Here is a 12,739-nt window from a genome sequence, read left to right on the forward strand (position 1 = left end):
ATTCCCAGTTTAGCTAGGTAGAGACCAAGTCCGTTGAACCGCCGTGGTACGGACCCGTATGCCCGGTGGTGTGGGAGGGGAGGAGGCGTAAGTCCTTCCCCTATCCCGATTGGCGGCATAATCAGGTCTTACTGGATAAGGTAAAAGATCCAGACCAACCGGTGTGATACGCACAGAAATCCCTGGAGAACGGTTGAAGTAAGATGAATTTCTATATCTCTGCTGTCGATGACCTGCTGCGCCACCCAAGTGATAACCCTACCATTGGCATCGTTCTATGCCGTTCAAAGGATCGCACGATCGCCGAATACGCCTTGCGAAACATCAATACTCCGATGGCCGTGGCTACTCATCAACTGCTAGCCCAACTCCAGGAGAGCCTACCAACTGTCGAACAACTTGAACTAGAAATGGAGGCTGCCCTCTCAGATCTGGCTCAGGATGAACCAGACGCATGAACTGACACAACCTATAGTGATTTTGAGATTTGCTCAAGCTCTGCCAGCTTGGCTTCTAAGGCTTGCTTTAATGACTGGATTTCATCGGGTTGCCACCCCTCGACAGAAATGGTTTGCAGCGTCTTGATAGCCCGTTGAGACTGACTGTAAGCCACTTGTTGTTCGGCGTTATGGGAAGTCAACAACTCACTAACCAGATCACGGGTTTCCTTCAGCGATAGGTTTTCTACTGCCACCTTTCTGGCAGCCTGTGTTCTTACCTTTGTGGCTTTCGCTGTACCCAGGTTCAACTTTTCAGCCGAAAGTTTGTTCAGTTCGCGAACCTTACTGGCATCTAAACCAAATTCCCGAACCACATCCTTAAGGTCATTGGCGATCGCCAACATCGGGAAAATATTCGTGCTGATAGAAGATGGGTTTAGTTGATAGTCCAGCAGTGTCTGCAAGATCTTTAGTTCTGCTACCTGTTTCAGTTCAATCGACTCCAGCCATTCCTTCTGCTCCTCCCGTGGAGCCGTGGTGATGATTGCTAAATCCGAAAGTCGTTTGTTTCGCTTAATCCGTTGCAAGCAAGTATTGAGGATGGTGGGAATGCGATCGCGCTCCTCCTCAATCTCTGGATTACGAAAAACAATCTGGTTAATGAGGCACTCTGCCAGGTCGAGGGGGTGCAGATCTTTCCGGTGAATGGAGGTCGATAAAGCCTGGCTCTGAATTTCCTGAAGATTAATCTCTTCCGACTCCAGCGGAATGATAACGGCCTTCAAGGTCGTCCAAGGAACAAGCGGGGCTGCCCGCCACCGCCGCTCCCCATCAAAAATCAAATACCCATCATTCCAGGGAAACAGAATGACTGGGGTATGCTGTCCCTCTTCTTTCAGTAGCTCGGCAAAGGCTCTCAGTTCACTCTGAGGAAATGTCTGCCGGGGCTGGAAAATGTTACGCTCCATCCGCATAATTTCAATTTCCTGAACCCCACCCTGGGCAGAAAGCTGCTGGGTCAACTCCTGAATTTTTGCCTCTAGTTCTAACTTTTCCTGGCTAGCTAATTCCTGGCTCTTGAGCCGAACAATCTCAGCTTCCAGTTCTTCGACCCGGCCTGATAGCTGGTGAACTTTCTGAGTTTGGCCCGCCTCTGCAAAGATCTGGCTGGCTCCAATGGGTTTAGGTCTTGGCATTACTTCCCTTTCACAAGATTGATGATACGCGCCACAATCGGGTCAAACAATTTCACGATCGCATCCCCAGGCTGGTAAACCTGAACAGGCAGCCCTGTTCCACTGGCACTCAAGATGAAACCCGACTCTTTGATAGGAGGGAAACAAGTAATTCCCATTTGTCCGAGTTGGTAAGGAATGGTATCGGTCAAATCGATATCCGTTCTGGGCTTTCCTTTACTGTCCAGCCCTAATAAATTACGATGTGCCGCAAACTTAGCCACATTGACCCGCGACGGCACAAACCCCAAGATCTCAGGTTTTGGCCGCAATCGCAGAGCTTCGATCTTCTGATAGAACCAGTTGACCATCCCCGCTGCCCCAAACGAATCCTTATACTCTGGCTTTAAGGGCACCAGGATATGAGTGGATGCTGCAAGGGCTATTAAGCCCATCGGCTCTAGCGAGGCAGGTGTATCTAGAATGACAACATCTGCATCGAGGGGATAATCTTCTAACTTGTCCTTAAGGACTTCGTACTTGCGTTCATAGAGGTGCAGTCCCCGAATGACATCTTCGAGCGGTGCCCCACCCTCAATGACCTGAACGTTTTCTACATAATCTTTCCAGATAGGCTCTAACGGATACTCTCCCCGAAAATCTGAATCAAAAACCTTCGCAACGGATTCTTCCCGTTGAGGCGTAGCTGCGTTGCCCGTGAACAGGCTTAGCGACCCATTCTGATCGAGGTCTATGAGGACGACTTTGTATCCCTTCTTCCCCAACGCATAAGCCAGATGGGTTGCCAGTGTTGTCTTTCCAGAACCTCCGGTATTGCTCTCAATCGCAATTCTGACTTGCTGAGCAGCTTTAGGCATGAGTCTGAATATGTACCATAACGTTACGGTACAAAAGATGTACCGTAACGTTATGGTACAGGCAATTCATCGAGCCAGACCGATAAATCCTTGGTTTTGTACAGAAAACTTCTTACGAAAAGACCTGGCTTCTAGACCTGATTTTTTCGTAAGAAGTTTGGCAATTTACTGACCCTACGGTTTGAGCGAATAAAAATTGTGTTTAGAGGTGCTGATATTGGGAGATAAGGGCAGAATAAGTGGAAAACATCATGGTACGTCTTTCCCATGAAGCCGGAAGAACAGGCACGGCAACTCATTGACCAGCTTTTGACCGATGCTGGTTGGCAGGTTCAGTCTTATAGTGAATTGAATTTGGGTGCTGGGCTGGGGGTTGCGGTGCGGGAGTATCCCCTGAAGACGGGCTTTGCGGATTATATGCTGTTTATCAAGCGCAAAGCGGCAGGGGTGATTGAGGCGAAGGCGGTGGGGACGACCCTCAGCGGCGTGGCGGATCAGTCGGCCAAGTATCAGGCTGGGTTGCCGGATGTGCTGAAGCGGTATCACGAGATTTTGCCCTTTGCCTATGAAAGTACTGGGGTGGAGACGATGTTTCGGGACTCGCGAGACCCGGATTATCGATCGCGCCGAGTGTTTGCTTTCCACAGGCCAGAGACATTGCGAGAGTGGTTAGACGAAGAGGATACGTTGCGATCGCGCCTCCGTTCCATGCCGCCTCTGCTCACCACTGGGTTACGGGATTGCCAGATTGAAGCGATTACAAATCTGGAAACCTCCCTGGCGGCTTCGCGGCCCAGGGCGTTGATTCAGATGGCGACGGGCAGCGGCAAGACCTATATGGCGGTGAGTGCGGTCTATCGCCTGCTCAAGTTTGCGCGGGCGCGGCGGGTTTTGTTTCTGGTGGATCGGGGCAACCTGGGCAAGCAGACGTTGCGGGAGTTCCAGCAGTATGTGACGCCGGATGATGGGCGCAAGTTTACAGAGTTGTATAACGTGCAGCGGTTGACCTCCAACAAGCTTGATCGCGTCAGTAAAGTCTGCATTACGACGATTCAGCGGCTTTACTCGATGCTGAAGGGGGAGGAGGAGTTTGACGAGGCCAATGAGGAAGAGTCGCTGTTTGACCAGGGGGCACAAGCCGGGGAGCCGAGAACGGTGCGCTACAACCCGCAGTTTCCCCTGGAAGATTTTGACTTCATCATTACCGATGAGTGCCATCGCTCGATTTATAACCTGTGGCGGCAGGTGTTGGAGTATTACGATGCGTTTTTGATTGGGTTGACGGCAACGCCATCCATCCAGACCTTTGGTTTTTTTAATCAGAATCTGGTGATGGAGTATCGCCACGATCGCGCAGTTGCCGATGGGGTGAATGTGCCCTTCGATGTGTACCGGATTCAGACACGCATTACGGAGCAGGGGAGCCAGGTGGAGGCGGGCTATTATGTGGATCGGCGCGATCGCCTCACCCGTAAGCTGCGCTGGGAGCAACTGGACGGAGATCTGACCTATCGTTCCCGACAGTTGGATCGGGATGTGGTGGCGAAGGATCAGATTCGCACGGTGATTCGCACGTTTCGGGACAGACTGTTCACGGAAATCTTCCCCGGCAGGGAGTGGGTGCCCAAAACGCTGATTTTTGCCAAGGATGACTCCCACGCCGAAGATATTGTGGAGGTTGTGCGGGAGGAGTTTGGTAAGGGGAATGAGTTTTGTAAGAAGATTACCTACCGCACCACGGGAGAGAAGCCGGAGGATTTGATCGCCAGTTTCCGCAACTCGCCCTATCCTCGGATTGCGGTGACGGTGGATATGATTGCTACGGGGACGGACATCAAGCCCCTGGAGTGTCTGCTGTTTATGCGAGATGTGCGGGCGACAGGCTTCTTTGAGCAGATGAAGGGACGGGGGACGCGCACCATTAGCGTGACAGAGTATCAGGCGGTCACGCCGGATTCGGATGGCAAGACCCATTTTGTGATTGTGGATGCGGTGGGGGTGTGCGAAAGCGACAAGTCGGACTCGCGCCCTCTGGAGCGGAAGCGCTCGATGCCTTTTGACAAGTTGATGCTGGCGATCGCCCAGGGCAACCGGGAACCGGATGTGCTGACCTCTTTGGCGGGACGACTGGCGCGGTTGAACCATCGCCTGGATGAGGGGGAGCGGCAGCAGGTGGAGGCGGCAGCGGGGAAACCGCTGACCCAGGTGATTAGCAGTTTGCTGGGGGCGACAGACCCGGATCAGCAGATTGCCAGGGCACAGGCGCAGTTTCAGACGGAGGCTCCTACGGATGGAGAGATTGAGCGGGCAACGGAAGACCTGGTGGATGAAGCCTGCGAGCCGTTTGATAGCCCAGAGCTACGGAATCTGTTGAATGGGTTGCGATCGCAAAAAGAACAAACCATCGACACGGTGAGCCAGGATGAAGTGTTGTTTGCCGGGTATGATTCGGCAGCGGCGGAACGGGCGCGATCGCTCATCGAGAGTTTCCGGCAGTTTATTGAGCAGCACAAGGACGAGATTACGGCGCTGCAAATTCTCTATAACCAGCCCTATGGGCAGCGGCAGTTTACCTATGACCAGATTCGGCAGTTGGCGGAGGCGATCGCCCGTCCGCCTTACCATTTCACGCCGGAGGGGTTGTGGCACGCCTATGAACAACTGGAAGCGGCGAAAGTGCGGGGTAAGCCAGAAAAGATTTTGACGAATCTGATTTCTCTGGTACGCTATGCGATTGGTGAAACTGATGTACTGGAGCCGTTTTCTGAGGTGGTGAATCAACGGTTTGCAACCTGGCTGACGCAACAGGAGCAGGCAGGACGCTCGTTTACAAGGGAACAACGGGAATGGCTGGAGATGATCCGCGACCACATTGCCACAAGCTTGAACATTGAGGCGGATGATTTTGAGTACACGCCGTTTGATGGCAGAGGTGGGCAGTTGAAAGCGGTGCAACTGTTTGGATCAGATTTGCCGCAGATTTTGCAGGAATTGAATGAGGTATTGGCGGCTTAATGGGAAGTGAGAACGGGTTGCCTCAGATTCCTGAAGGATGGTGTTGGACAACAGGTGATGTAGTTTTTAGTTTTATCACCAGTGGTTCAAGAGGTTGGGCTCAGTATTACGCTGACTCAGGCGTTGCCTTTCTACGGATGGGTAATCTCAACCATGCTTCTATCACAATTGACTTAACGGATATTCAGAGAGTAAGACTACCACAAGGTGTCGAAGGGACTAGAAGCCGTGTTCAGAAAGGGGATATTTTACTTTCAATTACGGCTGATATTGGCATGATCGGTCTTGTTCCGGAAAATTTTGAGGAGGCTTACATAAATCAGCATGTAGCACTTGCTAGACCCTTTCCTAAACTCAATGCAGCCTTTCTAGCTTGGTACCTAGCGGCTCAATACGGTGCACAGAAGCAATTTCTAGAGTTGCAGCGAGGAGCTACTAAAACAGGTTTGGGCTTGGATGATATCCGAGCTATCAAGATTCCTTTGCCTCCTCGTCGTGAACAAGAACGAATTGTTGAGAAAATCGAGGAGCTTTTTACTCAACTGGATGCAGGGGTTGAGTTACTGAAAAAACTGAAGAAGAAGCTGAAGCGCTATCGTCAGGCGGTGTTGAAGGCGGCGGTGGAGGGCAAGCTGACCCAGGAGTGGCGGGAAGCCCACCGCGATACGTTGGAGCCTGCCAGTGTGTTGCGCGATCGCATCCTCAAGGAACGCCGCGAAAAATGGGAAGCCGACCAACTTGCCCAAATGCAAGCCAAAGGCAAACTCCCCAAAGACGACTCCTGGAAGAAGAAATACAAAGAGCCTACCCCACCTAAGACTGCTGATTTACCTGAACTTCCGGATGGGTGGATCTGGGTATCGTTGGAGCAGGTAAGTTGGGATTGTGGTTATGGCACCTCAGAGAAGTGTGATTATAGCTTTTCTGGATATCCAGTTCTTAGAATTCCTAACCTTGTTGAAGGAAAGATTGTTCTTGATGATCTCAAGTTTGCTCTAGGAGCCAAAAGCTCGAACCTATCGAATAGCCTTGCTACTGGAGATTTGCTTGTTATTCGTACAAATGGAAGTAGAGATTTGATTGGTAGAGCAGCTTTAGTGACTCAAAATTATGAAAAACCACATTTTTTTGCTTCGTATTTAATTCGCTTTCGTATTGTTAATACGGAAGACTTACCATACTGGGTTAGTCAAATATGGCATTACTCTCGGATTCGGCAGTGGATTGAAAGTGCTGCTGCAACATCAGCGGGTCAGTATAATGTGAGTCTAACTACGCTCAATAACCTTGCACTGGAATTGCCACCTTCTGCTGAACAGAAGCGGATACATGAGGAATTAGAGCAGTGTTTCTCGATTATTAATCAAATCGAAAAGAGTATAGAAAAGAACCTCAAACGTGCAGAAAGATTGCGTCAGAGTATTTTGAAACAAGCATTTGAGGGTAAGCTTGTTCCTCAAGATCCGAATGATGAGCCTGCTTCGGTGTTGTGCGATCGCATCAAAGCCGAGAAAGCCAAACGAGAAGCAGAAATGAAAGCAAAGCGGAAGAATACAGTAAAGAACCGCAAGAGCAATGCTTCCTCACCGCAATTAGAGATGTTTCAAGGCTCAGTGGAGGAACCCGAATCATGAAGCATGGCAACCCTCAAGCCCCAAAATGGCTACAACAAATAGAACCAGCGTTAGCCCAATGGTCGGTTCCGTTAGCGTTGGCGATCGCTGCTTTCGTGGTCACCACGATCATCATTCCCACAAGCATTGATATATACCAGTCCTGGGGCAACATCGAAGCCAAAGAACGTGCGAAGACAGGAATTGAGTTAATCCAGCTAGTTGCAACCGTTGTGGGCGGCATCGCTATCTTCTGGAATATCATCATTGCCCGTCGCCAATTAGTGGCTACTCAAGAACAAAACATCACCGATCGCTTCTCCAAAGCCGTTGAGCAGCTAGGCCATGACAGCACCTCTGTTCGCATTGGAGGTATTTACGCTCTTCTAAGAGTTACTCAAGACTCCCCCAGAGATCATTGGACAATTATGGAGATCCTGGCCTCTTTCGTGCGGGATAAGTGCGGTTTGGGAGGGGAAAAGCTGGCCTCAAACTCAGTCAAATATCAGAAGGATGTCCAATCAGCCATATCTGTTTTGGGACACCGAGATAGAACAAAAGACCCCATCGATGGGGAGCTTTATCTCAATTACAACGATCTCCGAGAAGTTGCTTTCTTTGACTCGGATCACAGTAATACCTATTTCCATGGTTCCGATCTACGAAAAAGTAACTTTTCTGGCACCAACCTGAAAAACTGCGAATTTCGGAAATCAACGCTCTGCGAGACGAACTTAGAGCAAGCCAACCTTAGCAATGCCAACTTGGTGGAGGCTAATCTTAAAGAAGCCAAGCTCCAGGGCTGTAATTTACAAGGGGCAGATCTTCAAGATGCAGATCTCACAGGGGCTAAAGGCTTAACCGTTGAGCAGGTAAAAGCAGCAAAGAACTGGCAGAAAGCTATTTATAGTGATTAGTTTTTAATCCTGCTAGAGTCAACCAACGGAGAACCCACGACCTGAACTTCCTGTCATTCCTTCCCCAAATGGCGAATCTCAATAAATTAACCTTGCATTCATGGCAACAGACGCAGAATATCGGCAGCAAATCCAAACCTATGACCGAGGGCAACTGATCGAGCTATGGCAGGCGATCGCCGCCCGCAATACCCCCGGTTGGGATTCTGGAAAAGCCTTTGAATACTTGATCCTCCGCGCCTTTGAGCTAGAAGATGCCGAGGTAACCTATCCCTACAGCGTCGTTTTAGAGGAAGAAGAAGTCGAGCAAATCGATGGAGTCATCTACTCCAACGGCTTAGCCTGTTTAGTGGAATGTAAGGATTTAGCCGATAGGGTTAACATTGAACCAATCGCTAAAATGCGGAATCAGCTTCTACGCCGACCCGCTGCCACCGTTGGGATGGTGTTTAGCTACAGCGGGTTCACCTACGCTGCAACCATCCTGGCTCGATACGTCGCCCCCCAAACCATCCTGCTGTGGACTGGGGACGAAATTGCCTACGCCCTCGACCAGCAGTGTTTTAGCCAATCCTTGCGGTTAAAATATCGGGTCTGTATCGAGCAAGGAACCCCCAACTATGACATCCGACCGAGGACGCTTGAATGACTCTTGCCTACATCGTCACCAAAGACCCCTCCCACGCCGCCATTCTCAGACAGATCCTGCCTGAATCTAGTCTGCGATCGGTACTGTTTGTGAGCGGCGAAAGTGAGTATGGTGCAGAGTCGATGGCTCAAAAACTGCTCCTTACAGAGCGCATCCCTACCATCCTGGTCATGGATGCGAAAACCAACGACCTCTCCCGTCTCCGTGAGCAGCTACAAGACCTCGGCTTTCTCCTGCGGCAAGCCGCCGCTAAAACCCCCTTCAAAATTGCCGTCGCCGTTCCCGAAATCGAAGCCGTTTTTTTCCAGGATCGGGCACTGGTCGAAGAAATTGCCCAGCGGCACTTCACCGACCTGGAGTGGCAACTTGCCCAACACCATCCTAAAGAACTGCTAGAAAACCTACCGGATTTTCAGGGGCAGTTCATTGAGCAAGCATTGGAGAGGGCAGTGGGCGATCGCCTCCAAACCCTGCGCCAACACCCCCTCATCCAGGACATCCTCTCCTTCCTATCCAGCCTGACCCCTGGTGTCGTCAGCACCGCCAACCCCTGATTTCTGTTGATACCTCAATGCCGACCGAATCCGCCTCCATCGTCCAAAAGCTCTGGAACTACTGCAACGTCCTCCGCGACGATGGCGTTAGCTACAGCGACTACGTAGAGCAGTTAACCTACCTGCTCTTCCTCAAAATGGCTAACGAGCAAACCACGCTCTTGGGTAAGGCTGCCATCATTCCCGACGAATTCAACTGGCAAACCCTCCGCAGCAAAGACGGCGACGACCTGGAAACCCACTACCGCCACACCCTGGAAAGCCTGAGTAAAAAATTAGGAATGCTGGGGGTGATCTTCCGCAAATCTCAAAACAAAATTCAAGACCCTGCCAAGCTCAAACGCCTGCTCGAACTCATCAACGAAGAAACTTGGAGCGGTTTGGGTACTGATGTCACTGGCGACATTTACGAAGGACTCCTTCAGAAAAATGCCCAGGACACCAAAAGCGGCGCAGGGCAATACTTCACACCAAGAGAATTGATTGAGGCGATCGTCGAAGTCATTCGTCCCAAGCCCGGTGAACGCATCTGCGACCCCGCCTGTGGAACTGGCGGTTTCTTCCTCGTCGCCCACAGCTTCCTCTCCAACCCCGGCAACTACAAACTCGACAAACCCCAGAAAAAAGCCCTCAAGCTCAACACCTTCTACGGCAAAGATGTATCGGATGGAGTTGTGCGCCTCTGCGCCATGAACCTCCACCTGCATGGGATCGGCGGCGATACCAGCCCCGTCGAAACTGGCGATAGCCTGACCGCAGAACCCAGCGATCACTTCGAGATCGTGCTGACCAATCCCCCCTTCGGCAAGAAAAGTAGCATCACCATCTTCAACGAAGAAGGCAAAGCCGAAAAAGAAGCCCTCACCTACAAGCGCTCAGACTTCGATGCCACCACCTCCAACAAACAACTCAACTTCCTCCAACACGTCAAATCCATCCTCACCATCAACGGACGCGCTGCCGTCGTCCTCCCCGACAACGTCCTCTTTGAAGGAGGTGCAGGCGAAACCATCCGCAAAAAACTCCTCAAGGACTGCGATGTTCATACCCTGCTGCGCCTTCCCACAGGCATCTTCTACGCCCAGGGCGTAAAAGCCAACGTCCTCTTCTTCGACCGCAAACCCGCCAGCGAAACCTCCTGGACCAGCAAACTCTGGATTTACGACCTCCGCACCAACCAACACTTCACCCTCAAAACCAATCCCCTCCGCTATCACCACCTGGAGGATTTCGTGAAGTGCTACAACGTGGGCGATCGCTACGACCGCCAGGAAACAGAACGCTTCCGGGCCTTCAGCTACGAAGAACTGATTCAACGTGACAAAACCAACCTCGACATCTTCTGGCTCCGTGATGAAAGCCTCGAAGACTCTGACAACCTCCCACCTCCCGATACCCTCGCCCTCGAAATCTCCGAGGATCTGGAAGCCGCCCTACAACTCTTCAACAACATCACTGCAAGCCTCAACCCAGCCAGTCTTGATGACGAAACCGTCGCTTGAATAGCTTCATCTTCCCCGGCCAAACTTTTCTGAACCGCTTGGTATAAGACTAAAATCCTCCCTAAACTTGAGGCTTGAGCCTTTCCTTCAGTAGTTTAGTGTAAGTTTAGCGAAATAGAGATAATTGGGGGAATTAGAGAATTAAGGCGGGGGGGAAGAATGAATGCTGTCTGAAGTGATTGTGGTACCGATAAACGGACTGCAATACGGGGTGATTGAAGGGGTGCGATGTAGAAAGTCGAGTGTTTGAGGATTAAAGTTAATCCTCAAACACTCGACTTTCTACATCGCACCCCTTCAATCATCACTCCTACTGGAAATCAGCCATACTCATAGTCATCTGATACAAACGTTCTTATAACTTTTGGCAGAGGACATGCAGCGCTAGCCTCTTATTACTTTTGACAGAGTACATTTAGCGCCAGCCTCTTATGCTTAAGACAACTAAACCAACCAAAGAAAATTCAAGCATAGCCTTTAAGGTGTGGGGAAGTTTTGGGTGAGTACGGTTAAACGGTAAATAAATCAAGAGAAGTTGATTCAGTTTATTCGGGTGGGATGTGCCCATAACGATTCAACGTTTTTACAAATCGTAGCCGAAGGGGCAAATCCTGACATTGAAGCAATGCTTCATCTGTTCATCAAACAGATGAAGTAATGCTTCATCTGTTTGATGAACAGATGAAGCCCACTCACAAATGAGGACATTGAAATGGCTCAACCTATCAAAGTCGAAAGAACGGTAACCATTGAGAAATCCGCAGAAGATCTTTACCGCTTCTGGCACAACTTAGAAAACTTACCACGCTTTACCCGGCACCTTAAAAGTGTGAATGTCTATGACGACGGGCGATCGCACTGGGTTACTAGCGCACCGATGGGCAACAGCGTTGAATGGGATGCCAGAATCACGGAAGATCGTCCGAACGAAATGATTGCCTGGACTTCAGTGGAAGGGGCAGACATTGCGAATTCTGGTTCGGTTCACTTTCAACCTGCTCCTGGCGATCGGGGGACTGAGGTAAAAGTCATCGCAACCTATGATGCACCTGCTGGAGTCGTTGGAGATGCGATTGCCAAGCTATTTGGTGAAAATCCAAAACAGCAAATTGGAGACGATCTTGCCCGCTTCAAAATGCTAATGGAGGCCTGATTGAAGCGACGCTGTCACCAGATGCAATTAGCCCTAATTCGGAGCCTGAAACAACATAAATTCGTTACTTGGCCGAGGCTAATGTGGAAAATGACGGCATTTTTTAGTACAAAATAACTGTGCTGTAACCCTTATAGGATAAAGGTTACAGCCTAATTGCACTTTATGACAGCGTCGCTTCAATCAGGCCTTGAAGCAAGGCGGCAATCGCACAGTTTGCTTCTTGGATTTTCCCGTTTACATCCGTAACAAGGTAGCCATCCGGCGCAAACTCAAAGAGTTCCTGATAGCGTTGGCGTTCTGCTTCTACTGCCTGGCGAGTATCAAGTAATGCTTGATTCTGATAATGCAGTTCTGTTTCGGAGGCTTGCAATTCTTCTAAAACGGCCTGAAGTTCTTCTAAAGCAGTGACAAGTACGACTTTCTGCGCCTCAGGAAGCTCATCCATGCGTTGTTGTAGAATCCATGCCCGTTGGTAGACCGCCTGTAGCTGTGGGGACCGTATCATTTGAATGACCCTAGCTTGCCTGAAGGGCGGTTATCGTTCATGACATTCTACGCAATCTGCTGGACTAATACGCCCACTCCCCTGCTGACTTTTTCCTGGCAGTGATCAATGAAGGGATGAAATGGAGAATCTAGTGGTTTGTCAAGGTTGAAATGAGGGGTAAAGCCGTTTGAGTTCAATCCGCGCATCATCGGTCGTAAATTGCCAATCGATGGTTCGCAATTGGGTATTTCTACGCTCCTCCCAAGCCAGGATTTCTCGTTGTAAAGCTTCTTCATCGGCAATGCGGCGATCTAAACATTGCCGAGCTAGAACACTGAGTTCGGTTTCGGCCA

At 50.3% G+C, this 12,739-nt stretch carries 11 protein-coding genes and 1 pseudogene; 8 read left to right on the forward strand and 4 right to left on the reverse strand.

Annotated elements, in window-relative coordinates; all coding sequences use genetic code 11:
• The first annotated feature begins 203 nt into the window (after positions 1-203).
• Positions 204-458: a PDDEXK nuclease domain-containing protein gene (locus NDI52_RS33460; RefSeq protein WP_348257084.1), complete on the forward strand. Its 255-nt coding sequence runs from the start codon at positions 204-206 to the stop codon at positions 456-458.
• An 11-nt stretch (positions 459-469) separates the two neighbouring features.
• On the opposite strand, the gene NDI52_RS33465 is transcribed toward NDI52_RS33460, so the two are convergent.
• Positions 470-1,636, reverse strand: a complete 1,167-nt coding sequence (locus NDI52_RS33465) for a ParB N-terminal domain-containing protein (protein ID WP_348257085.1) — start codon at positions 1,634-1,636, stop codon at positions 470-472.
• Positions 1,636-2,493: a ParA family protein gene (locus tag NDI52_RS33470; protein ID WP_348257086.1), complete on the reverse strand. Its 858-nt coding sequence runs from the start codon at positions 2,491-2,493 to the stop codon at positions 1,636-1,638. The genes NDI52_RS33465 and NDI52_RS33470 overlap by 1 nt, the downstream gene beginning before the upstream one ends.
• Before the next feature lie 267 nt (positions 2,494-2,760).
• On the opposite strand from NDI52_RS33470, the gene NDI52_RS33475 reads away from it, so the two are divergent.
• The 7 genes from NDI52_RS33475 (at position 2,761) to NDI52_RS33505 (ending at position 11,896) form a co-directional block, all read left to right on the forward strand.
• Complete coding sequence (locus NDI52_RS33475; protein ID WP_348257087.1) at positions 2,761-5,508, forward strand: type I restriction-modification enzyme R subunit C-terminal domain-containing protein; 2,748 nt, start codon at positions 2,761-2,763, stop codon at positions 5,506-5,508.
• A complete protein-coding gene (locus NDI52_RS33480) occupies positions 5,508-7,142 on the forward strand; it encodes a restriction endonuclease subunit S (RefSeq protein ID WP_348257088.1) in 1,635 nt (544 codons plus the stop codon). The genes NDI52_RS33475 and NDI52_RS33480 overlap by 1 nt, the downstream gene beginning before the upstream one ends.
• On the forward strand, positions 7,139-8,038 hold the full coding sequence (locus tag NDI52_RS33485) for a pentapeptide repeat-containing protein (RefSeq protein WP_348257089.1): 900 nt from the start codon (positions 7,139-7,141) through the stop codon (positions 8,036-8,038). Before NDI52_RS33480 ends, NDI52_RS33485 begins: the two co-directional genes overlap by 4 nt.
• A 100-nt stretch (positions 8,039-8,138) precedes the next feature.
• Positions 8,139-8,687: a restriction endonuclease gene (locus NDI52_RS33490; protein ID WP_348257090.1), complete on the forward strand. Its 549-nt coding sequence runs from the start codon at positions 8,139-8,141 to the stop codon at positions 8,685-8,687.
• The gene (locus NDI52_RS33495) at positions 8,684-9,241 is read left to right on the forward strand and encodes a hypothetical protein (RefSeq protein ID WP_348257091.1); all 558 of its coding nucleotides are present in this window, start codon (positions 8,684-8,686) and stop codon (positions 9,239-9,241) included. Before NDI52_RS33490 ends, NDI52_RS33495 begins: the two co-directional genes overlap by 4 nt.
• A 17-nt stretch (positions 9,242-9,258) precedes the next feature.
• On the forward strand, positions 9,259-10,743 hold the full coding sequence (locus NDI52_RS33500) for a class I SAM-dependent DNA methyltransferase (RefSeq protein ID WP_348257092.1): 1,485 nt from the start codon (positions 9,259-9,261) through the stop codon (positions 10,741-10,743).
• A 712-nt stretch (positions 10,744-11,455) separates the two neighbouring features.
• Positions 11,456-11,896 (forward strand): SRPBCC family protein, encoded by a 441-nt coding sequence (locus tag NDI52_RS33505; protein WP_348257093.1) that lies wholly within the window; start codon positions 11,456-11,458, stop codon positions 11,894-11,896.
• Positions 11,897-12,059: 163 nt separating this feature from the next.
• Here NDI52_RS33505 and NDI52_RS33510 read toward each other — a convergent pair whose 3' ends face one another.
• Both NDI52_RS33510 and NDI52_RS33515 read right to left on the reverse strand, forming a co-directional pair.
• Positions 12,060-12,404: a PAS domain-containing protein gene (locus NDI52_RS33510; RefSeq protein ID WP_348257094.1), complete on the reverse strand. Its 345-nt coding sequence runs from the start codon at positions 12,402-12,404 to the stop codon at positions 12,060-12,062.
• A 141-nt stretch (positions 12,405-12,545) separates the two neighbouring features.
• Positions 12,546-12,739 (reverse strand): annotated as a pseudogene (locus NDI52_RS33515) (IS630 family transposase); the annotation flags it as partial.

Source organism: Leptolyngbya sp. PL-A3 (assembly GCF_039962325.1).
Classification (GTDB): domain Bacteria; phylum Cyanobacteriota; class Cyanobacteriia; order Elainellales; family Elainellaceae; genus Vacuolonema.